This window comes from Dyadobacter frigoris, from assembly GCF_005280585.1.
In the GTDB taxonomy this organism is placed as follows: domain Bacteria; phylum Bacteroidota; class Bacteroidia; order Cytophagales; family Spirosomataceae; genus Dyadobacter; species Dyadobacter frigoris.
Map to the genome: position 1 here is coordinate 165,795 of NZ_SZVO01000002.1, position 21,179 is coordinate 186,973.

Genomic DNA, 21,179 nt, shown 5'->3' on the forward strand with positions numbered 1-21,179 from the left:
CCTCATAATATATACATCAACTTAGAGGTTAACTTTAAGGATGCCCGTGAAAAAATTGATAAAAATAGTTATTGCTCTACTCTTTGCCAGCCTGGTCTTTATCCTGCTGTGCAATTTCTGGGTGGTATATTGTACCAAGCAGTATAACTATTTTTCAATTAATGATCTTCCTTCTAACGACGTCGCACTGGTTTTGGGGACTAGCCGGAATACGGAAAGCGGAAAAGAAAATCTGTTTTTCAAATACCGCATGGAGGCTACGGCACGACTTTTCAAGGAAGGTAAAATCAAGTATATTATTTTGAGCGGAAACAACGACTCGCAGTATTACAATGAGCCGCTCGACATGCAAAGAGCCCTGCTCAATTTGGGAATTCCGGAAAATGTTATGACATTAGATTATGCCGGATTCCGGACTTTTGATTCGGTAGTTCGCTGTAAGGAAGTTTTTAACCAGGATAATTTTACGGTTATTTCACAAAACTTCCACAACGCCAGGGCATTATATATTGCCCATAATGAAGGAATTAATGCAATTTCATTTGCTGCACAGGATGTTCCGGACGGTTATTCGATTCGTACGCTGATCCGCGAATATCTGGCAAGGCCAAAAGCAGTTTTGGATGTACATTTTTTGAGACCAAAAGCAGATGTTACGTCTAATGTTGAGATAAAAAAGAAAAAAGGACCCTGAACGAAGCGAAAGATTTTACTCACCAGAGATATAAGATATGAAAATAATTAGACCAATCATCTTTTTTGTAATTATACTATTATCTGTCCGATCCTTCGCACAAACCACGCACACTATAAAAGGAAGAGTTACGGATGCTACTTCAGGAGATCCTGTTCCCTTTGCTAATATTGGCGTAAAAAATACTCCAGCAGGAACAACAACCAATTTCGACGGATTTTATACGCTGACCTTCACCCCTCCCGCCGATTCTATTCTGGTCACTTATATCGGTTACACGACAAAAAGTAAAGCTATAACTCCTGACGCAGCCGCACAAACCATTGATATTCAACTCACACCCGGCGCTTTGCAGCTTAGGGAAGTTAAGATATATGCCGGAGAAAATCCCGCCTGGGCGATCATGCGCAAGATTGTTGCGAACCGGAAAAACAATAATTCCGAGAACCAGGATGCTTATGAATATGAAAGTTATAACAAAATCCAGATTGATATAGATAATCTTTCAGAGAAATTCAGAAACCGCCGGGCAGTAAAAAAGATGACGCATATCGTCGATAAATATGACGAAGTGAAAGGTGATGACGGACAAACGGTTATTCCAATCTTCATTTCTGAATCCGTTTCCAACGTTTATTTCAGAAGAGATCCCAAGAAGAAAAAGGAAATCATTAATAAAACCAAAGTTTCCGGTGTAGGTTTGACGGATGGAAGTTTTGTTTCCCAAATCGTTGGTTCTTCCTTTCAGCAATATAATTTTTATAATAACTGGCTTAATGTACTTGAAAAAGATTTCATTTCTCCAATTTCGGACAGCTGGAAATTATATTACGATTATTACCTGGCCGACAGTATTTCAAACGGCACGAATTATGATTACCAGATTGATTTTGAACCGCGTCAGGAACAGGATCTGGCTTTTAGCGGATCATTCTGGATCGATGGAAAAACCTTTGCATTAACCCAAATGGATGCAAATGTTGGAAAAAAAGCCAATTTGAATTTCATTGAAAGAATAAAAATCCAGACGTCTTACGATCTTTTTGAAGATGATAAAACCTGGGTTCTAACGAAGACCAGGGTATTAATAGATGTTGACGAACCAACCAAGCAAACGGCGGGATTATTATTAAAGTTTTATTCTTCCAATTCAAATTATAAACTGAATATTCCAAAAGGACCGAAATTCTTCGATACTGCCATAGAGCTGAAAGAAGATTACATGGTTCATGACTCTACTTTCTGGGCGAAGAGCCGGCCTGAATCGCTTTCCAAATCAGAGCTGTTAAGTTTTCAGCTTGTTGATTCCTTAAAAGTATTGCCGGTTGTAAAAACATACTCCGAGATATTAAACATTTTTGTCAACGGATATAAAAAGATTGACAAGTGGAACATTGATATTGGTCCGTATTTATTTTTGTATGCCAACAACAATATTGAAGGAAATCGCCTGAGAATGGGATTTAAAACTGACCCGGGATTTAGCCGGAAATGGATTGTAAGTGGTTACGGTGCCTACGGTTTCAAAGATCAGAAATTTAAATATGGCGGCGGTATTGACTATATTTTCTCCCGAAAACCATGGACAATGGCCGGAATTTCCTATTCAAAAGATCTGGAAAGATTAGGAGTTTCTGCTGAAACAATTGGTACAAATACTCTTTTTGGTGCATTTTCAAGATTCGGAACTTTCAGGAGAGCTTACTGGCAGGAAGATGTTTCGATGTATTTTAGAAGAGAAATTGTAAAGGGCTTCACCGCTAACGTTCAGCTTCGCCACAGAAATTTTGACCCTTTATTTGACTTTGCTTATCGTTCGCAGCCACAAATGGGAGCAGATTCACCCTTGAAAAGTACTTATCAAATTACAGAACTGAATGTAGAAACCCGCCTTGCAGGGAACGAAACGTTTCTACAAAATGATAACGAGCGCATTAGCATGGGAACTGGAAATTCACCTGCTTTCACATTTCGGTATACGATGGGAATGAAGAATTTCCTGCAAGGGGACTTCAACTACCACAAGTTTGCAATTAACGTAAAACAAACTTTCCGGGCTGGCGTTTTTGGCCGGACTTATTACAATCTTACGCTGGGATATATTCCGTCAACAATTCCTTATACGTTGTTATACACACCTTTGGGTAATGAATCTTTGTTTTATGTTGACAACGCATTCAACCTGATGAAATATTTCGAATTTATCAGTGATCGATATCTGACACTACGAGTGGAACATAATGATGAAGGTTTTATCCTCAATCGTATTCCTGCCGTCAGAAAATTAAAGTGGAGATTGTTAGCCACAGGAAGAGTTTTTTACGGACAGGTAAGCAAGAAAAACCTCGCGCTGGCCTCTTCCGTGGATGCGCAGGGAAATCCAATTCAGACTTTTAATGAACTTGGAAATACACCTTATCTTGAACTCGGTTACGGTATTGATAATATTTTCAAGTTTGGCCGGATTGATGCTATTCATCGGCTTACTTATAAAAATAATCCTAACGTGACGCCATTTGCGCTGAAGATTTCTTTCTGGTTTAGTTTGTAAGTTTCTGTTAAATTGTCCTCACATCTTTATTGGAATAAGTCAGAAAAACTTCTTCACCATTTTCTACGTCTTTTTTGTTCCTATAAAAAACTAATAATCCCTTTTCGTTTGTACAACGGATTTCCCAATGATTTCCATGAAAACGAATGGCCTCCACAATCCCGGTCCATTTACTTTTTTCCAAAAATTTAGTCCGCTTTATTTTTTCAGGACGAATGAAAGATTTTTTCAACTCAGGATTTTCACCAAGCCAGTTAATATCACCGGTCAATTCTGCAACATAACCATCAATTGGTTGATTATATACTTCCTGCGGAGTTCCAAATTGAATTACTTTTCCATCTCTTAAAACTGCGATTTTGTCCGACCATGCCAAAGCATCTGAAGCTTCATGAGTAACAAAAATACAGGCCATCTGCTGTTCCTGCCGCATTTGCTCAATTGCTTCTGCCAGAATTCGTCGGTTTCTATTATCTAAATGGGCAAAAGGTTCGTCCAGTAATAAAACATCCGGCTGTTCCGCCAACGATTTTGCTATGGCCGTCCGCTGTTTTTCTCCTCCTGATAAAAGTTTGGCTTTTTGTCTGCGAACATTCGACAAACCAGTGATCTTTAACAATTCCTCAACTTTCTGCTTACGATATTCCGGCTCATAAAAACGAAGCGAATAAGAAATGTTTTCTTCTACTGTTTGGTTTGGAAAAAGCTCAAATTCCTGATGAATCAATTTTATAGAATCATGGCCAGGAATTAGTTCTCCTTTTACAGAAGTTAATAGCGCTTCCTTGAAGAATACATCTCCCGAATCAGCATCCATGAATCTGCCCAATATTCTTAAAAATGTACTTTTCCCCGATCCGCTTTCTCCCAAAATCCCTAACCATTCACCTGGATTTAATTCCAGGGAAACATCAGATAAAACCGTTTTAGAATCGAATTTTTTTGAAACAGAATCGGCACGAAGAACAGTCATTGGGAGAGTTGTAAAGAAGAAATGATGATGAAAATTTAACTTCGGCTGTCAGACTTTCGATGATCCAAAATCGTAATTGTTTCAAAAAACTGACGGCCGATCGCCGATAGCCGATAGCCCGTTAACCAATCCAGGTAACTTTATCTGCGATTGGTGTACGACGCGCCGGAATTTCACCCAGATTGTGATAACCCATGTAAAAGAATCCAACACATTTCTGATTTTCTTTCAATTCCAAAAAGGCTTTCAAAGCGTCATTAACGGACGGACTGCTCCAATAGGCTCCGATATTATTGGCTGTTGATGTAAGCCACATATTTTGGACTGCGCAGGCAACGGCCGCCACTTCTTCCCATTCCGGTATTTTTTCGGCATGGGTTTCCATGATAATTGCAATCACCGCGGCGGATTTTAAAGATTTAGAACGAGTTCCCTCATATTTCGCCTCTGAAAATGTTTCCGGAGTTGTGTTTGCCTTGTACGCTTCTCCCATGTAATCCGCCAACTTATCTAATCCTGAACCTGTAAAAACCCGGAATCTCCATGGTTCGGTTAGTTTATGGGTTGGAGCAAAATTTGCGTTTTCCAGAATGGTTTCTATTAATTCTTTTGGAATTTCCTTTTCAATATAACTTGGTGGAAATATGCTGCGACGGCTACGAATGACCTCGTTGATGGAATCTATAACGTTACTCATGAAAATTGCTTTAATTAAATATATCCGTTTAAATCGTCTGAAAGCTGCATAAAAGCTCTGCAAACCGTTGAAATAGTAATTATTATATGACTACGTCAAAAAACTGTAAATTGTGCCCGTTATCTGAATAACTTCAAACCTTTAACTAACTAATATCTACATGCTTGTTACTACCACTCCAAACATTGAAGGTAAAAAAATCATAAAATATATTGGCCTCGTAAATGGTGAGGCTATCATTGGAGCCAACATTATCAAAGATGTACTCGCTTCCATACGCGACGTAGTCGGCGGACGTTCCGCGGCATATGAACAAAGTCTTCGCGAAGCAAAAAGCATTGCGCTTCGTGAAATGATGGACCAGGCACAGCGCCTTGGTGCCCATGCTATTATCGCCGTAGATCTTGACTTTGAAACGCTCGGAAATGGGTCAATGCTCATGGTTAGCTGCAACGGCACTGCAGTCTGCCTTGAATAATATTCAGTTAAAAAACCTGACTTGCGATTCTGGCGACATTATCTGATTTTCCCATGGTGTAAAAATGTAAAACCGGAACACCGTATTCAATCAGTTCTTTACATTGCTGAACGCCCCATTCAACACCAAGCTGGCGGACTTCTTTATCTGTAGCACATTTTTCCGCCTCTTTGACGAGTTCCTGAGGAAATTCAAGGTGGAAAATATCGGCTAGTACGGTAAGTTGTCTTTTGGTTGCCAATGGTTTTAGTCCCGGAATGATAGGAACCGTAATTCCCTCAGCACGGCAGCGGTCAACAAAACGGAAATATTTTTGGTTATCGAAAAACATTTGGGTTACAATATAATTTGCGCCCAGGTCAATCTTCCTTTTCAAATGCTCAAAATCCGTATCAAGACTTTCTGCATCAAAATGTTTTTCAGGATATCCGGCTATTCCAATACAGAAATTTGTGTGGGCAGCTTCGGTTTCAGCATGAAGTAATACGCCTTTATTCATCTTATCAACCTGCACTACCAGTTCAGAGGCATAAGTATGTCCACCAAGTTTCGCTTTAAAAACGCCCGCAGATTTTTCAGGATCGCCTCGTAATACCAGAACATTATCAATTCCTAAATAGTGAAGATCAAACAATACATCTTCTGTTTCGTCTTTGGTAAAACCTCCGCAAATGACATGAGGAACAGCATCAACTTTAAATCGTTCCATCAGTCTTGCGCAGATCCCCACAGTTCCCGGACGCTTGCGAATAGGTATTCTCTCAATCAGGCCGTTTTGGCCTTTTACATCAATTAATTCTTCTCTATGGTAAGTGACATCAACGAAAGGTGGCTTAAATTCCATTAAAGGTTCTATGGAATCCAGCAATTCAGTTATATTTTGTCCTTTTAAAGGTGGGATAATCTCAATAGAAAAGAGTGTCTTGCCCTGAGCCTGGTGTATGAATTCGGTAACTTTGGTCATGTACTGGTTTTCTTGGTTTGCGTAAGCGTATACAAAAGAACACCATTTATATAACCAAACCAACCGATAAAACAAAAAAATGGCCTACCGCATAACAGTAGGCCATTCCACGTAAACCCTCCTCTATCAGTGTTCGTCAAAACTACAAAGTAAAACTGACAGGCGTCAGATACTAGTTGCAGTTTGCTTGACTGACTTCTATATTATAAATATTCATGCCAGATGTATGCAATGATGGACGCTGACTGCAAAAGATTCAAGTATTCATTGCTTTTGGCCCATTTCCCGGCCGTAAGAGGGATTTAGAATATATCTTCAACCTTTACCAGATTAAAAATTCATACAATCCAGTGAAAGGCCATATGCCAAAATGACGAATAATTCTACATAATGCCGAATCCGGTTACCCATTATTCCACAAAAGTATTCTTTCTGGTCATTTCAATATGATCAATACCGTCTTCATCATAAATTTCACCGGACTGAACAAAGCCAAAAGACTCGTAAAATCTTTTAAGATAAAGCTGGGCCCCGATCCTGATAATGGCCTCTCCGTAAATTTCTTCCAGCTTGGTTATTGATTGTTCCATCAATTCAATCCCGAACATTTTTCCCCGGCCAAGCGGTGAAACCAAAATACGTCCGATGGAGGGATATTCATACGAGATTCCGGGAGGAACAATTCTGGAATAAGCCATCAAATTCCCATTTTCCATTCCCCGCAAATGATAGCATTTTTGATCTTTACCGTCAAGATCCGGAAAGATGCAATTTTGTTCGACGATGAAAACTTCATTTCTTAAACGCAGCAGTTCATATAATTCCTGATTCGAAAGCGCATCAAAGGATTTGGTATCCCATTGTAATTTTAGATTCATTTTTAAGTAAAAAGAGATTGAAAGGTTCTTATTTTTGCCTGAGTTTCACAGTCTTTTGTATTTTTGCAAATTATTCGGGATCTGTCAGATTCTGAATAAAACTTAAATATTACTTCAAATACCTATCTGTCAGATTATTACAATAAAAAAGCGGAAATTATCTGCACTTTTGAATAGTAATAATCTGATCCGAACTTAGCATTTTGAAGTAGTAAAATTTCATATCAGTTTAAATCTATTAAAACTTAAGTACAATACGCATGGGAAGAGCCTATGAATATAGAAAAGCGCGGATGTTTAAGCGTTGGGATAAAATGGCAAAAACATTTACCCGAATTGGAAAAGACATTGTTCTTGCTGTAAAAGGCGGAACAGCTGATCCAGCCACCAACGCACGTCTCAGAGTTTTGCTTCAAAATGCAAGAGCTGCCAACATGCCCAAAGAAACGGTTGAACGTGCGATTAAACGGGCAACATCCAAAGATCAGGAAGATTACAAAGAAATGGTTTATGAAGGTTACGGGCCTCATGGTGTTGCGATTCTGGTGGAAAGTACGACCGACAATCCTGTTCGCACGGTAGCAAACGTTCGCAGCTATTTCAACAAACTTGGCGGAAGCCTTGGTACCATGGGTATGCTTGATTTTATTTTTGACCGGAAATGTATTTTCAAGGTTAAAAATGACGGCAAGCGTGATATGGAAGAATTGGAATTCGAATTAATTGATGTGGGCGGAGAAGAGGTTTTCCTTGACGAAGAAACAAACCAGATCAATATTTACGGAGAATTTTCTTCTTTTGGTATGCTTCAGCATTATTTGGAAGAAAACGGTTTTGAAATTGTAGAAGCAGATTTTGAACGTATTCCAAGTGACACAAAATCATTAAGCGAAGAAGAAATCGCAGAAGTTGAAAAACTGATCGAAAAAATCGAAGACGACGACGACGTTCAACGCGTCTATCACAATATGGCATAAAGCGATGGCTTTCGGCGATCGGCTTTCAGTAATAGACTATAACTAATTTATGTCCATAAACTGACAGCCGACGGCCGAAAGCCTTATCAATTTATCGCAATAATCTTATGCGGCTTATTCAAAAACTGAAATTGTCCGCCTGCTTCTTTTCCTAAAAACGAAAGTCCAACCGGTGAGGAAGAGGAAACCGCAAGCACCGTTTGATTATCAAATTTTACTGCACCCAGACTAACGGATATAAAAAACCATCCTGCCGTGGTTTCCATAAGTGCTCCTACTGCACCGCGTGACAAAGATTCAGTTTCACCAATTCTTTCCAAAATAACACGTTCCTGACGAACTTGTTCATATTGTCTGGCGTGCATATTCCGGTCTAGCTGGCCCATGGAACGTGCCGTTTCATATTTATCTCCTGCCGAGCTTTTGCTTTGATCATTTGCAGAATCCTGAGCTGCTTCCATCGCTGCCCAGGCAACCTGCATACGTTCATCCAAAAGCCCTTTCATATATTCAATCAATTCCTTTTTATTCATATTGGTGTTGTGCGGGGTATTTCAATTTGTTTGCATAATTAGACAATTTAGCCAGAAGATTAAGATTTTACTATCTGACTATCCAAATATCCAGGTAAAATTTCGGCTATAACAAGAATAAATCCGATCCGGCAAACAAGTCATTTTCAAAATAATCAAAAAAAATTAATGCTCCAATTCTTCTGATCCTTTCTGATAACCAGATGTAAACGTAAGCCGCTATCCATAGAATTTGAAGTTTTCCTGTTCCTGAATTTCTCATTGCGCACTTCCTTATTATCTTTGCAAAACTTTCCCAAACAGACGCAATGACAAAACTTTCAGTTCGGCACTTACTTGGCATTAAAAACCTGAACGAGAATGACATTCAAACAATCCTGGATACTGCTACTCAATTTAAGGAAGTAATTAACCGTCCGATCAAGAAAGTACCCTCACTTCGGGATATCACAATTGCCAACGTTTTCTTTGAAAATTCGACGCGGACAAGACTTTCTTTTGAACTTGCAGAGAAAAGACTTTCAGCAGATGTTGTCAATTTTTCGGCTTCCGGAAGTTCTGTTAAAAAAGGAGAAACTTTGCTGGATACCGTTAATAATATCCTGGCAATGAAAGTGGATATGATTGTAATGCGCCACAGCAGCCCGGGCGCCCCGCATTATTTAGCGAGCCGGATTCCTGCTAATGTGATCAACGCCGGAGACGGAACACATGAACATCCAACGCAAGCTCTACTGGACGCTTTTTCGATGCGCGAGCAATTGGGAGATCTTGCAGGAAAGAAAATCGCGATTATTGGTGATATTTTGCATTCCAGAGTTGCGCTATCGAATATTTTCTGTCTTCAAAAGTTAGGTGCAGAAGTAATGGTTTGCGGACCGTCAACGCTAATCCCAAAATTCCTGGCTGATTTGGGTGTAAAAATCGGTCATAATGTAAAAGAAGCATTACAATGGTGTGATGTTGCCAATGTGCTTCGAATTCAGCTTGAAAGGCAACAAATTAAGTATTTCCCGTCTTTAAGAGAATATTCCCTTTACTTTGGAATCAACAAAGCAATGCTCGATGAGCTTGACAAAAAGATTGTTTTGATGCACCCAGGCCCTATTAACCGCGGCGTTGAGCTTTCATCTGATGCAGCAGATTCGGAGCATTCTATTATCCTGAATCAGGTTGAAAATGGTGTTGCCGTAAGAATGGCCGCGTTATATCTTTTGGCTCAGCAATAAGTCGCCTGACTTTATTTTTCATAAAAAATTCTTCCTTCGGATTCCTAAATAAATTCGATCAGAAACTTCTATTTTACACAATTGCCGGTGTGATAAAGTAACTCTCCAGCTTTCTCTTTTTAACAAAATTATTTCTTTAAATAACTTAAATTATTGGCATGAAACAATACCTTTGTTATAGTATGCATGCATAACAAATTTATTTTTATAAAAAATTTCCAGCGGCTTTATTCTTCTTCAATAACTAAAAAATGGCTTACGAAACGATATCTTTTACGATTGAAAACAACATTGCGCTTGTCAAACTAAACCGGCCGGAAAAAGCAAACGCGCTTAATGCTGTTGCCTGGAAAGAACTTAAATCTATTTTTGAAGAACTGGATGAAAATGCAGAAGTAAGAGTAATCGTACTCAGCGGTGCGGGAAAACATTTTTGTTCAGGAATTGATATTTCAATGTTGGCAGAAGTAACACGGTCTGAAGAAACCTGTGACACCAGAAAACGAGAAAAGCTACGTAAAAAAATCCTGGAATTACAGGCTTCCGTAACCGCTATCGAGCAATGCAGCAAACCCGTTATTGCGGCAATAAAAGGTGGCTGTATCGGTGCAGGTGTGGATATTATCTGCGCTTGTGATATGCGTTATGCTACTCAGGATGCATTTTTCACTGTGAAAGAAATTGATATGGGCATGGTTGCTGATTTGGGAACATTACAAAGATTACCCAAATTAATTCCTGATGGTTTTGCAAGAGAAATGGCTTTTACCGGACGAGAAGTTTTCGGCGCGGAGGCCGAAAGAATCGGACTGATCAATAAATGTTATGAAACGGTTGACAATTTATTCAACAGCGTAACGGAAATCGCAGCAAGTATCGCATCCAAATCTCCTGTTTCAATCAGAGGAACAAAACATATCCTTAATCACAGCAGAGATCATTCCGTTGCAGATGGCCTGCAATATATGGCAACCTGGAATGCAGCAATGTTACTCTCAGAAGATTTAAACGAATCTTTTAAATCAAAATCAGAAAAACGTCTGTCCGATTTCCGAAATTAAAGAAATTAACAAAAAATAAAACCCCGCTCAACCGCCCGGTGCCATTTTCAATTCTCAACTTTCAACTAAAAAAATGAGCTACAAAGAAGGAATGCTTCGCGATGGAGCACTGGACAATAAAACGGTAATCATCACCGGCGGAGGAACCGGATTGGGAAAATCGATGGCGACTTACTTTTTAAAGTTAGGAGCCAACGTTGTGATTTGCAGCCGCAGACTCGAAGTGCTTGAAAATACTGTAAAAGAACTGGAAGAAAAAACGGGTGGAAAGGTATTAGCCATTGCCTGCGATGTAAGAAAAACAGATGAAATTGAAAATGTTATCGCCAAAGCCATTGAAAGATTCGGGCAGGTTGATGCACTGGTTAATAATTCAGCCGGGAATTTTATTAGTCCTACTGAAAGATTATCTTACAAGGCAGTAGACACCGTTGTTGATATTGTTTTGAGAGGAACTTACTATTTCACATTAGCACTTGGCAAGTACTGGATTGAAAATAAAATCAAAGGAACTGTCCTGAATATTTCCACTACGTATGCCTGGACAGGCTCTGGATTTGTAGTTCCCTCGGCGATGGCAAAGGCAGGAGTACTGGCCATGACAAAATCACTGGCCTTTGAATGGGCAAATCATGGAATTCGATTGAACGCGATTGCACCGGGTCCGTTTCCAACAAAAGGTGCCTGGGATCGTCTGTTCCCCGAAGAATTGGCTAAAAAATTCTCCTTCGAAAACAGGATTCCGTTACAACGCGTTGGCGATCATCAGGAACTGGCGAACCTTGCAGCTTATCTTGTTTCCGATTTTTCTGCCTATATTACTGGTGAGGTAATAACCTTGGACGGTGGTGAAGTACTGTCGGCCGGACAGTTTAATTTCCTCAAAGAAGTAAGTGAAGACCAATGGGATGCCATTGAAGATCAAATAAAAAATGCCAATCGGAGCAGCAAGAAATCAGAATAATAATTTTCTTCCATTTTTATTGGGTAAATTTGCTGCTTCGTTCGTTATTTGACAAATGAAGATATCTGGTATATGAAAACAACTTTTAGAATTTATCTTTTTCTGTTGTCAGCACTGTTTTTTGCAGGATGTGCATCCTCCGAAAAAACAATGAAAAAGATACCTGAGGCTCAGGTACGCTTGTCAAATCCTGAAACAATTTCTGCGCCTGAGGAATTGGCATTGATCGCGATTCAAAGCAAATATCTTTTAAAGGATACCACGCAACTACGTGTATTTCTTTATGTTGATGCATTGAAAGGAAAACTGCCGATGGGAACGGCCGACTTTGTTCGTCTTTATAACCTGAACTATGTCATTTATTCAGATTACGGAACGCGCGACAGATTAGGTTATGGAAATGTGAAACTGGATTCAAGCAATGTCACAAAGGTTGGTGATAAGATTGTTATTGCTTTTAATATTAAAAGTCCAAACAAAGAAAATGGTGTTTTGTTAAGTGAAATCAGCCAGACCGGAACTTTGAAAAAGGTTTTGAATGATCTGACTCTTCATTTCAAAAAACAATCAGCAAGTGAATTGTATGGCATTTATACATCTGCAAGTGTTGAACCTTTGCAGCGTCATTATATTAATGCAGGCAATCCTTTTACAATAAAAAGACTTACACAGGAACCGGGAACATTACACGTCTTCTATTATGGACATAGCTTTGACCCAGCTGGTTCTCCTATGAATACAACGGCTAAAAGTGTTTCAAAATCTTTGACGATAGACAGCACTTTTACCATCAATACCAACGAAACGATCCATTTCGAAAAAGAAGGATTGTATAATATTTTCGCTGATACTACACAGTCGGAAGGCCTGGGTTTATTGGTTGTCAATGAAAGATTCCCGAAAATTACCAAACCTGAATTGTTGCTGGAACCGCTGGTTTACATGAGCACCAACACAGAGATCGGAGAAATCAAAAAAGCACAGGAATTCAAAAAAGCACTTGATAAATACTGGCTGACATTAATGAACGGAAATGCGCCATTGGCACAACAATCTATCCGGTCTTTTTACAGTCGTGTTGAAGAAGCTAACCAATTGTTTACCAGCTACAAAGAAGGCTGGAAAACAGATAAAGGAATGATCTTTATTGTCCTTGGCCCACCGGATAAAGTGCAAAGAAGCAAAGACCGGGAAGTATGGACTTACGATCAGCGTGCCAACGCACAGAATGTTAATTTTACTTTTAATCGCAGAACAAATCAATTTGTAGATGACCATTACGAGCTCGTTCGCTACGCCGAATATCAGCCGATCTGGTACCCTATAGTAGAAGCATGGAGAAACGGAACTATACGCTAAGAAAGCCCGCCCCTCGTCCGTCACAAGCCGACATGGTTTTTGGTACACAATCTGTACTTGAAACTTTACGTTCCGGCAAAGAGATCGAACGTTTATTTATTCAGAGAGAGTTAGGTCTTAATGAAATTGAAAAGACAGCCAAGGAGCTTGGAATTCCTTATCAGCGTGTTCCGGTAGAAAAACTAAACAGAGTTACCAGAAAAAATCACCAGGGTGTCATCGCTTTTGTATCGCCGATTCAGTATATGCCTTTGCATAACGTACTGACACAGGTATATGAAGAAGGAAAAACACCTCTGCTGTTATTATTGGATCGTGTAACGGATGTCCGTAATTTCGGAGCTATTGCACGTACAGCAGAATGTGCAGGTGTTCAGGCTTTGATTGTACCAACAAAAGGTGGTGCGCAGATCAATGCAGATGCAATGAAAACATCTTCCGGGGCATTAAATTTCCTGCCGGTTTGCCGTGAGCCAAATTTATATGAAACATTATTATATCTGCGTAACAGCGGATTACAGATCATAGCAAGTACTGAGAAAACGGATAAATCACTTTACGATATTGATTTTTCTATTCCTACGGTAATTATCATGGGTTCTGAGGAAGATGGAATTTCGAAAGAATTTCTTCTTTTGGCTGACAGTGGCGCGAAAATCCCTTTGAATGGACAAGTTGAATCGCTGAATGTTTCTGTTGCCAGCTCAGTGATCCTTTATGAAGCTGTAAGACAACGTGTTGTTGGAAAAGTTTCCTAGTCTTAATTTTAAGATTTTTGGATTGAGACAAAAATAAGGAGTCAAGTTTTGAAAACTTGACTCCTTTCATTTTATAACCAACTGGAATATCCTTTCTAAAACAATTCCTTATCCTGACGGAAATTTTTCATGATCCAGCCACCTCCTACTACGTCGTCACCTTCATAGAAAACAGCAGCTTGTCCCGGCGCGATACCGTTTACACCATCGTGAAAATGCACTTTGATTTTCCCCGGTTCATCAGGAATTAGCAAAGCAGGCGTTCCATCATGTTTGTAACGTACTTTCGTAACGGTTTCCAATGGTTTGGTAATACCGTCATATTTTTGCCAGTTCAACTTACTCACATACATTCCATCACGGAACAAATCTGGCAAATCGCCCAGAACAACTTCATTTGTGTCTTTTCTTACTTCGGTCACAAAAACCGGCCTGCCTAATGCAATGCCTAATCCTTTACGCTGACCAACGGTGTAAAATGGATATCCTTCATGTTTTCCAACAACAGTTCCATCTTCATATACAAAATTCCCTCCTGCTACTTGCGCTTCCAAACCTGGAATTCTGCGTTTCAAAAATCCACGGTAGTCATTATCCGGCACAAAACAGATTTCGTAGCTTTCAGCTTTATTAACCAGATCAATAAAACCACGCTCCCGCGCCATTTCACGGATTTCACTTTTGTGTAAATAACCAAGCGGAAGTTTGGTACGGCTCAGGCTTTCCTGAGAAACACCCCAAAGCACATAACTCTGATCTTTCCAGCTGTCTATTCCTTTCGAAACATAATGACGGCCATCGTTAAACTGCATATTGGCATAATGTCCTGTCGCAATGGATTCACAATCCAGACGATCCGCACGTTTCAGAAGCGCGTCCCATTTGATGTGTGTATTGCATAAAACGCAGGGATTTGGCGTGCGGCCTTCCAGATATTCGCCGGTGAAATGGTCAATTACATAATCACCAAATTCTTCACGGATATCTAAAATATAATGGGGAAAGCCAAGTTCAACGGCTATACTTCTTGCATCGTTGATGGAATCGAGAGAGCAGCAGCCTGTTTCTTTTTTTGAACCTCCGCTACTGGCGTAATCCCAGGTTTTCATGGTCATACCAATGACCTCGTAGCCTTGTTCATGTAACATGACGGCTGCAAGAGAGCTGTCAATGCCGCCGCTCATGGCGACTAAAATTCGTCCGTGTTTACTCATTGCGGGAATCTGCGAAGGTTGAACGCCTTCCGATTTTGATTAGTTTGAAAAATTTAAACAGAGAAAATTATCTGATTGGTTCCGCAAAGATAGAGAATTTTAATGGTTAAGGGTTAGTTGTTAATGGTTAATGCGTTTGCTTTGGAGTAGATTTAAACAGGGATCTGTGATTTCAGATTTAGAAATTTCAGCATCGAATAAATTTTCTAAATACATTCTAAAACCGAAAACATGGAATGAGTACACAAATTTCGAAACGATCCATCATTAACCATTAACAATTAACAATTAAAGTCTGACTTGCCGGATCACATTTTTTACGTTCAATTCAATTATATCCGTCATTGTCAAACATCTGTAATAATCCGGATTGTTATGAAACTGCGCTAATCCGGCGCGTAATTCCAGTATTTTTTCTGAGGTTGAAATATTGTCTTTTTTGGAAACATCACGCAGTGCAGCGAGCCTGTGACGCTCACTTCTTACCTGATGTACAATCGAAGATTGTTCTTCCTGTTGATATTGCAGAACCGTTTTATCCGTCAGATGTTCCATCGCCAATTGCACGTAGGACAGATTTTCCTTGAAATATTGCGGCATATACACTTTCATATTACCTTCATAAAACTGCTGGTCAAAATCGATGGCACGTAACCGAAATTGATAATCATCAAAATCCGGCGTGATTTGCATGACGAAATTATATGCCCGCATATCGCCCAGAAGCGTGATCATGCACCTTTCGTTGAACTTTACAAATTCTTTGGCAATACGTTTCGGATTATAATCGGTATGTTCCAAACGGGTTTTTAAAAATACATCTCCGGGAATTCCCGCAATATGTTCTTCAATTAAAGAATTGCCGTCGACCAGATAATTAACCTGGTTTGGAGAAAAAATCTCTTCCAGTTCCAGACCGTAAATCCGGGATGCATCTGCCTTTTTCACATAAAAATAATCGTAAATATCATTCAGTCTGTTTACAATTTTGATACGAAACGGATTAGAATTCCCAAAAGTGCAGTATTCGATTTTATCAATATATTTATGCTCAACGATCCGTAAATTTCCTGAAGCTTTTAACATCGCATAAGCTCGTTTCAAACCATTATGCAATCTTTCAATATCATGTGGCGGATAAAGCGGACTTTGCCAAAGTGTATCTTTTCCATTTTTATCAATGACCGGAAATGACTCATAGAAATTCAGCAAGTCGCTATAACCCACCGGAAGTCTTGCTTCGCGCTGGTAGGAACGAAGGTATTTCCTCAGCTCAACACTAACCGGATAAATCGGCTTTTTCCTGGAAATTTTGACGTCGCTATTTTCCATAGATTCAATTGATAAACTATTTCCGACCGGATTTATTAAAAGTCAGATTTTTACGTTTTCAAATTACTTTTAAAAGATAAAGTTAAGTTTTATATTGAAAGATATAGATTCCCTCCAATCACATTAAGTAAATTGTAACGTTATATTGAGTAAAAAAAGCAGCACATTCACACTGTTTGATATCACTCCTGTTATAATTCGAAATCTTAGATGAAAAAGGAATTGTATGGACTTGTCATTTGCGGCGGAAAAAGCACACGCATGGGCACTGACAAAAGCTTGATCGACTACCACGGAAAACCGCAATGTTATTATGTTTATGAAATGCTTGAATGGATCTGTGATAAGGTTTTTATTTCCTGCAACAGCTCTCAGGCTACCGGAATCACTGGCCCCTATGCAACGCTGACAGATTTGCCGCAGTACGAAAATATTGGGCCTATGGCTGCATTACTCACTGCCTTTAATTATTACCCGCATCATGATTTTCTTATCGCGGGCTGTGACTACCCGTATATTACGACAAAGGACCTGAAAGAGTTTTACCGGTCCGTTGATCAGGAAAAAATTGCTTCCACCTTTTATAATCACCAATCCGCTGTTTACGAACCTTTACTCGGATGGTATTCTCAAAAATCTAAAAATGAGATTCTTCATATGTATGATAACAATGAATTTTCATTGCAGCATTTTTTGAAAGAAAACGGAGCTGGAAAATATGAAGCGCCCCGACCAAAAAATGTAGTGAGTGTCGATACCCCGGAAGATTGTCAGCTTGCCAAAGAAAGTATTATCCGTAAAATTCATTTTTGAATTATCCTTGTCATGCTAAAAGATTCAGTCAAACATATCATTGTCAAGAAAGTAAGTAAAAACAATATCTTTGATACCGAAGATCAGCTGGCTATTGAAGAACCGTTAGAAATTCAGGTAAAATATGATCTGGCTGGAAATCAGACTAAAAAAAGCATTTCCGTCACCATGCGGACGCCCGGAAATGACGAAGAACTGGCTGTTGGCTTTTTGTTTACCGAAGGTATTATAAATGATAAAAGTCAGGTTGAAAAAATAAACACCGACATATTCGATGAGAATAAAGTGCTGGTAACATTGACCGAAAATGTAGTCCCAAAATTTCAGACATCGGAGCGGAATTTCTACACAACTTCCAGCTGCGGGGTTTGTGGAAAATCCAGTATTGATGCCATTAAAACCGTTTCTTCTTTTCAGCAAAAAGAAGATAATATTTCGGTCCCGGCGAATTTGTTTTACACTTTACAGAAAACATTAAGGAAAGAACAGGAAGTATTTCAAAATACCGGCGGTTTGCATGCTTCTGCAATTTTTGATCTGCAAGGTAATTCCATTTTGCTCAGAGAAGATGTTGGACGGCATAATGCGCTGGATAAAGTGATCGGCGCATCCTTTTTGAATGAACAATTACCTTTAAACAATATCATTTTGCTATTGAGTGGAAGAGCCAGTTTTGAGCTTATTCAAAAAGCAAGCATGGCTGGAATAAAAATTGTAGCCGCCATTGGCGCCCCGTCAAGTCTGGCATTACAGCTGGCCGAAGATTTTGATATTACGCTGATCGGTTTTTTGGGTAAAGAAAGATTTAATATTTATTCGGGAAGCCAGAGAATAACACTCTGATTCAGAGAAATTAAAAATATGAAAATACGAATTCAGGGAAATTCTATAAGGATAAGATTATCAAAATCAGAAGTAGACAGACTATCAACGGACGGTTATGTTGAAGAAAAAACGTCTTTCGGCAAAAGCGCTTTTGGTTATTGTTTGCAAAAGAAAACCGGAATCACAGAACTGGCAGCCGCGTATGACGACGACAAAATCACGATGTATGTGCCTGAGACATTATTAACGGAATGGCCGCAAAATAATATCGTCGGTTTTGATACTAACATGCTCATTGGCGGAAATGAGACGTTATATCTTTTGTTGGAAAAGGATTTTAAATGTCTGGATAATGTGATGGAAGATCAATCCGATAATTTCGAAAACCCTAATAAAACCTGCTAACCATGGACTCAGAAAATTCGACAATACCCGAAGCTGAAAACCCGGAAGAATTCACCGGATTGAAGCGTGGCAAAATCAAAACAATTGCTGCGGGAATTCCGGCGGTAATTTCCAGCATGGAGAAAGTGATTGGAGAAGCTGGTTTTAGCAGAGGAATGAAGGCGCTTTGGAGCCTTAACAAAAAAGGTGGTTTCGATTGTCCGAGCTGCGCCTGGCCGGACCCCGATGATGAGCGCTCCCCTATCGCAGAATATTGTGAAAACGGCGCAAGGGCCGTAGCAGAAGAAGCAACAGCCAAAAAGTTAATGCCAGCATTCTTTTCCGAAAATTCAGTTTCAGATTTGGCAAAACTATCTGATTACGAAATTGGTAGTAAAGGAAGGGTTGCTCAACCGATGTTTTTGCCAAAAGGCGCGACGCATTATAAGCCGATTTCCTGGAATGATGCGTTTGGTAAAATTGCAGCTTCTTTAAAAAGTCTGGCTTCTCCGGATGAAGCTATTTTCTATACTTCTGGTCGTACAAGCAATGAGGCCGCTTTTTTATACCAGCTTTTTGTCAGGGAATTTGGCACAAATAATCTGCCGGATTGCAGCAATATGTGCCATGAAAGCAGTGGTGTTGCCTTGGGAGAATCTTTGGGAATTGGTAAAGGATCTATAAAACTGGCTGATTTGTATGAGGCGGAAGTAATCCTTATTTTAGGCCAGAATCCAGGTACAAATCATCCTAGAATGCTCTCCGCTTTACAGAAAGGAAAGAAAAACGGAGCTAAAATAATTTCTGCCAATCCATTGCCCGAAACAGGATTAATGGGTTTCAGTAATCCGCAAACCGTAAAAGGAGTTCTGGATATGGATACGGCTTTAACAGATCTTTTTCTGCATATCAGGATTAATGGCGACATGGCGTTGTTGAAAGCAATTCAGATGCTGTTAATCGAAGAAGATGAAAAAAATCCTGGTTCCGTTTTAGATCTGGATTTTATTGAGAAAAATACAATTGGCATTGAAGATTTCAAACTGCATATTAAAGAGCAGAATCTGGATGAACTAGTCAGAATTTCAGGGATTTCGCTGATTCAGATTAAGGAAACTGTCGAAATATTAAAGCATAAAACGAAAATAATTGTCTGTTGGGCGATGGGTTTGACCCAGCATAAAAATGCTGTGGACACGATTAAAGAAGTTGTCAATTTACTTTTGCTAAAAGGAAGTATTGGAAAACCTGGCGCAGGAACATGTCCGGTCCGTGGCCATAGTAATGTCCAGGGCGACCGGACGATGGGAATTTTCGAGCAACCATCCGATTCTTTATTACAAAAAATAGAGGAAAATTTCGGGTTCGTTCCACCAAAAGAACACGGTCTCGATGTAGTGAACAGCATCAAAGCCATGTATACCGGCAAGGCAAAAATCTTTTTCGGTATGGGTGGGAATTTTGTTTCCGCCACTCCTGATACCACCTACACTGCCGAAGCTTTACGAAAATGCAGCCTCACGGTTCATGTTTCCACAAAGTTGAACCGCAGCCATTTGGTTCACGGCGAAGAAGCGATCATTTTGCCATGCCTGGGACGAAGTGATATTGATACCGTTAACGGCGAAAAACAATTTGTTTCCTGTGAGAATTCAATGGGCGTAATTCAGTCTTCGAAAGGAATTTTGAAACCAATTTCAGATGATCTGCTGAGTGAGCCTATGATTGTTTGTCGACTTGCGATAGCTATGTTTGGTAACACAAGCACGGTAAATTGGGATGATTACGAAAAACATTACGACACGATCAGGGATGCAATTGAAAAAACAATTTCCGGATTTGAAAAGTATAATGAGCGTGTGAGAATTCCGGGAGGTTTTTATTTACCAAATTGTAACCGAGAAGGAACGTTTGACACGACAACAAAAAAAGCACATTTCAATATTGCACCGGTAACTACCTTAGCGATGGAAGCCGACGATTTGATGATGATGACAATCCGGAGCCACGATCAGTTCAATACTACGATATATGGATTGAATGATCGATATCGGGGAATTTATAATGAACGCCGGGTGATTTTGATGAATGAAAAAGATATAAGTAATCGCGGGTTGAAAGATGGTGATGTTGTAGATCTTGTCAATAATCATGATGGGATTGAACGGGTTGCCAATAAATTTATCATCATAAAATATCCAATTCCGGAAGGCTGTTCTGCTACTTATTTTCCTGAGACTAACGTACTGGTACCGGTGAGCAGTGTGGCCGACAAAAGTAATACGCCTACTTCTAAACAAGTGATTTTGAAAGTGAAGAAACATATGGCCGAGTCGATCTGAGCTAAGCAATGGATAGTGGCTAAAGCCGGAAATACTATCGCCTGGTCCACCCAAGGCTAAAGCCTCGGGTTTAATTTACCTTCACATCTTGAAAAAAGGCTCGCAATAAAAAGACCTAACCCAAGGTTTCAACCTTGGGTGTTTAAACTCGCC

The 21,179-nt window shown here is 39.6% G+C and carries 20 protein-coding genes; 13 read left to right on the plus strand and 7 right to left on the minus strand.

Going from position 1 to position 21,179, the window contains the following annotated elements:
- Positions 1-46 precede the first annotated feature (46 nt).
- Both FDK13_RS04475 and FDK13_RS04480 read left to right on the plus strand, forming a co-directional pair.
- Entirely contained in the window at positions 47-694 is a 648-nt protein-coding gene (locus FDK13_RS04475; RefSeq protein ID WP_374756086.1) for a SanA/YdcF family protein, read from the plus strand.
- Positions 695-731: 37 nt separating this feature from the next.
- The gene (locus FDK13_RS04480; RefSeq protein WP_137338793.1) at positions 732-3,245 is read left to right on the plus strand and encodes a DUF5686 and carboxypeptidase-like regulatory domain-containing protein; all 2,514 of its coding nucleotides are present in this window, start codon (positions 732-734) and stop codon (positions 3,243-3,245) included.
- Between the two features lie 7 nt (positions 3,246-3,252).
- Here the strand turns inward: FDK13_RS04480 and FDK13_RS04485 are convergent, their stop codons facing one another.
- Both FDK13_RS04485 and FDK13_RS04490 read right to left on the minus strand, forming a co-directional pair.
- The gene (locus FDK13_RS04485; RefSeq protein WP_137338794.1) at positions 3,253-4,218 is read right to left on the minus strand and encodes an ABC transporter ATP-binding protein; all 966 of its coding nucleotides are present in this window, start codon (positions 4,216-4,218) and stop codon (positions 3,253-3,255) included.
- A 121-nt stretch (positions 4,219-4,339) separates the two neighbouring features.
- Complete coding sequence (locus tag FDK13_RS04490; protein WP_137338795.1) at positions 4,340-4,915, minus strand: nitroreductase family protein; 576 nt, start codon at positions 4,913-4,915, stop codon at positions 4,340-4,342.
- Positions 4,916-5,075: 160 nt separating this feature from the next.
- On the opposite strand from FDK13_RS04490, the gene FDK13_RS04495 reads away from it, so the two are divergent.
- Positions 5,076-5,393 (plus strand): heavy metal-binding domain-containing protein, encoded by a 318-nt coding sequence (locus FDK13_RS04495; RefSeq protein ID WP_137338796.1) that lies wholly within the window; start codon positions 5,076-5,078, stop codon positions 5,391-5,393.
- Positions 5,394-5,400: 7 nt separating this feature from the next.
- On the opposite strand, the gene metF is transcribed toward FDK13_RS04495, so the two are convergent.
- Together metF and FDK13_RS04505 are read right to left on the minus strand one after the other, a co-directional pair.
- Positions 5,401-6,357 carry a methylenetetrahydrofolate reductase [NAD(P)H] gene (gene metF, locus FDK13_RS04500; protein ID WP_137338797.1) on the minus strand — a complete coding sequence of 319 codons (957 nt, stop codon included), beginning with the start codon at positions 6,355-6,357 and terminating at the stop codon, positions 5,401-5,403.
- Positions 6,358-6,767: 410 nt separating this feature from the next.
- Entirely contained in the window at positions 6,768-7,235 is a 468-nt protein-coding gene (locus tag FDK13_RS04505) for a GNAT family N-acetyltransferase (protein WP_137338798.1), read from the minus strand.
- A gap of 260 nt (positions 7,236-7,495) precedes the next feature.
- Between FDK13_RS04505 and FDK13_RS04510 the strand changes: the two genes are divergently transcribed.
- Positions 7,496-8,212 carry a YebC/PmpR family DNA-binding transcriptional regulator gene (locus FDK13_RS04510; protein WP_137338799.1) on the plus strand — a complete coding sequence of 239 codons (717 nt, stop codon included), beginning with the start codon at positions 7,496-7,498 and terminating at the stop codon, positions 8,210-8,212.
- 86 nt (positions 8,213-8,298) lie between these two features.
- On the opposite strand, the gene FDK13_RS04515 is transcribed toward FDK13_RS04510, so the two are convergent.
- Positions 8,299-8,745: a transcription elongation factor gene (locus FDK13_RS04515; protein ID WP_137338800.1), complete on the minus strand. Its 447-nt coding sequence runs from the start codon at positions 8,743-8,745 to the stop codon at positions 8,299-8,301.
- A gap of 308 nt (positions 8,746-9,053) precedes the next feature.
- Between FDK13_RS04515 and FDK13_RS04520 the strand changes: the two genes are divergently transcribed.
- The 5 genes from FDK13_RS04520 (at position 9,054) to rlmB (ending at position 14,116) form a co-directional block, all read left to right on the plus strand.
- Positions 9,054-9,974 carry an aspartate carbamoyltransferase catalytic subunit gene (locus FDK13_RS04520; protein WP_137338801.1) on the plus strand — a complete coding sequence of 307 codons (921 nt, stop codon included), beginning with the start codon at positions 9,054-9,056 and terminating at the stop codon, positions 9,972-9,974.
- A 251-nt stretch (positions 9,975-10,225) separates the two neighbouring features.
- Complete coding sequence (locus FDK13_RS04525; RefSeq protein ID WP_137338802.1) at positions 10,226-11,035, plus strand: crotonase/enoyl-CoA hydratase family protein; 810 nt, start codon at positions 10,226-10,228, stop codon at positions 11,033-11,035.
- A 73-nt stretch (positions 11,036-11,108) separates the two neighbouring features.
- Positions 11,109-11,999 (plus strand): SDR family oxidoreductase, encoded by an 891-nt coding sequence (locus FDK13_RS04530; RefSeq protein ID WP_137338803.1) that lies wholly within the window; start codon positions 11,109-11,111, stop codon positions 11,997-11,999.
- 72 nt (positions 12,000-12,071) lie between these two features.
- The gene (locus tag FDK13_RS04535; RefSeq protein WP_229215901.1) at positions 12,072-13,358 is read left to right on the plus strand and encodes a GWxTD domain-containing protein; all 1,287 of its coding nucleotides are present in this window, start codon (positions 12,072-12,074) and stop codon (positions 13,356-13,358) included.
- Positions 13,334-14,116, plus strand: coding sequence for a 23S rRNA (guanosine(2251)-2'-O)-methyltransferase RlmB (gene rlmB / locus FDK13_RS04540; RefSeq protein ID WP_137338805.1), 783 nt, complete (start codon positions 13,334-13,336; stop codon positions 14,114-14,116). The genes FDK13_RS04535 and rlmB overlap by 25 nt, the downstream gene beginning before the upstream one ends.
- Before the next feature lie 95 nt (positions 14,117-14,211).
- Here the strand turns inward: rlmB and mnmA are convergent, their stop codons facing one another.
- Together mnmA and FDK13_RS04550 are read right to left on the minus strand one after the other, a co-directional pair.
- Positions 14,212-15,330 carry a tRNA 2-thiouridine(34) synthase MnmA gene (gene mnmA, locus FDK13_RS04545; protein ID WP_137338806.1) on the minus strand — a complete coding sequence of 373 codons (1,119 nt, stop codon included), beginning with the start codon at positions 15,328-15,330 and terminating at the stop codon, positions 14,212-14,214.
- Between the two features lie 288 nt (positions 15,331-15,618).
- A complete protein-coding gene (locus FDK13_RS04550) occupies positions 15,619-16,662 on the minus strand; it encodes a hypothetical protein (RefSeq protein ID WP_137338807.1) in 1,044 nt (347 codons plus the stop codon).
- Positions 16,663-16,872: 210 nt separating this feature from the next.
- Between FDK13_RS04550 and mobA the strand changes: the two genes are divergently transcribed.
- Genes mobA through FDK13_RS04570 form a run of 4 tightly spaced genes read left to right on the plus strand, consistent with a single transcriptional unit; the run spans position 16,873 to position 21,026 of the window.
- Positions 16,873-17,475: a molybdenum cofactor guanylyltransferase gene (mobA, locus tag FDK13_RS04555; protein WP_137338808.1), complete on the plus strand. Its 603-nt coding sequence runs from the start codon at positions 16,873-16,875 to the stop codon at positions 17,473-17,475.
- Positions 17,476-17,487: 12 nt separating this feature from the next.
- Positions 17,488-18,318 (plus strand): formate dehydrogenase accessory sulfurtransferase FdhD, encoded by an 831-nt coding sequence (gene fdhD, locus FDK13_RS04560; protein ID WP_137338809.1) that lies wholly within the window; start codon positions 17,488-17,490, stop codon positions 18,316-18,318.
- Between the two features lie 18 nt (positions 18,319-18,336).
- On the plus strand, positions 18,337-18,705 hold the full coding sequence (locus tag FDK13_RS04565) for a DUF7009 family protein (RefSeq protein WP_137338810.1): 369 nt from the start codon (positions 18,337-18,339) through the stop codon (positions 18,703-18,705).
- A gap of 2 nt (positions 18,706-18,707) precedes the next feature.
- Positions 18,708-21,026, plus strand: a complete 2,319-nt coding sequence (locus FDK13_RS04570) for an FdhF/YdeP family oxidoreductase (RefSeq protein ID WP_137338811.1) — start codon at positions 18,708-18,710, stop codon at positions 21,024-21,026.
- Positions 21,027-21,179 lie beyond the last annotated feature (153 nt).

Bases quoted from the DNA above. Each gene is read 5' to 3' on its own strand.
- rlmB (WP_137338805.1), top strand. From the start codon at position 13,334: ATGGAGAAACGGAACTATACGCTAAGAAAGCCCGCCCCTCGTCCGTCA.
- FDK13_RS04485 (WP_137338794.1), bottom strand. From the start codon at position 4,218: ATGACTGTTCTTCGTGCCGATTCTGTTTCAAAAAAATTCGATTCTAAA.
- FDK13_RS04480 (WP_137338793.1), top strand. From the start codon at position 732: ATGAAAATAATTAGACCAATCATCTTTTTTGTAATTATACTATTATCT.
- FDK13_RS04515 (WP_137338800.1), bottom strand. From the start codon at position 8,745: ATGAATAAAAAGGAATTGATTGAATATATGAAAGGGCTTTTGGATGAA.
- FDK13_RS04570 (WP_137338811.1), top strand. From the start codon at position 18,708: ATGGACTCAGAAAATTCGACAATACCCGAAGCTGAAAACCCGGAAGAA.
- FDK13_RS04535 (WP_229215901.1), top strand. From the start codon at position 12,072: ATGAAAACAACTTTTAGAATTTATCTTTTTCTGTTGTCAGCACTGTTT.
- FDK13_RS04520 (WP_137338801.1), top strand. From the start codon at position 9,054: ATGACAAAACTTTCAGTTCGGCACTTACTTGGCATTAAAAACCTGAAC.
- FDK13_RS04490 (WP_137338795.1), bottom strand. From the start codon at position 4,915: ATGAGTAACGTTATAGATTCCATCAACGAGGTCATTCGTAGCCGTCGC.
- FDK13_RS04495 (WP_137338796.1), top strand. From the start codon at position 5,076: ATGCTTGTTACTACCACTCCAAACATTGAAGGTAAAAAAATCATAAAA.
- mnmA (WP_137338806.1), bottom strand. From the start codon at position 15,330: ATGAGTAAACACGGACGAATTTTAGTCGCCATGAGCGGCGGCATTGAC.
- mobA (WP_137338808.1), top strand. From the start codon at position 16,873: ATGAAAAAGGAATTGTATGGACTTGTCATTTGCGGCGGAAAAAGCACA.
- metF (WP_137338797.1), bottom strand. From the start codon at position 6,357: ATGACCAAAGTTACCGAATTCATACACCAGGCTCAGGGCAAGACACTC.
- FDK13_RS04565 (WP_137338810.1), top strand. From the start codon at position 18,337: ATGAAAATACGAATTCAGGGAAATTCTATAAGGATAAGATTATCAAAA.
- FDK13_RS04510 (WP_137338799.1), top strand. From the start codon at position 7,496: ATGGGAAGAGCCTATGAATATAGAAAAGCGCGGATGTTTAAGCGTTGG.
- fdhD (WP_137338809.1), top strand. From the start codon at position 17,488: ATGCTAAAAGATTCAGTCAAACATATCATTGTCAAGAAAGTAAGTAAA.
- FDK13_RS04525 (WP_137338802.1), top strand. From the start codon at position 10,226: ATGGCTTACGAAACGATATCTTTTACGATTGAAAACAACATTGCGCTT.
- FDK13_RS04550 (WP_137338807.1), bottom strand. From the start codon at position 16,662: ATGGAAAATAGCGACGTCAAAATTTCCAGGAAAAAGCCGATTTATCCG.
- FDK13_RS04530 (WP_137338803.1), top strand. From the start codon at position 11,109: ATGAGCTACAAAGAAGGAATGCTTCGCGATGGAGCACTGGACAATAAA.
- FDK13_RS04505 (WP_137338798.1), bottom strand. From the start codon at position 7,235: ATGAATCTAAAATTACAATGGGATACCAAATCCTTTGATGCGCTTTCG.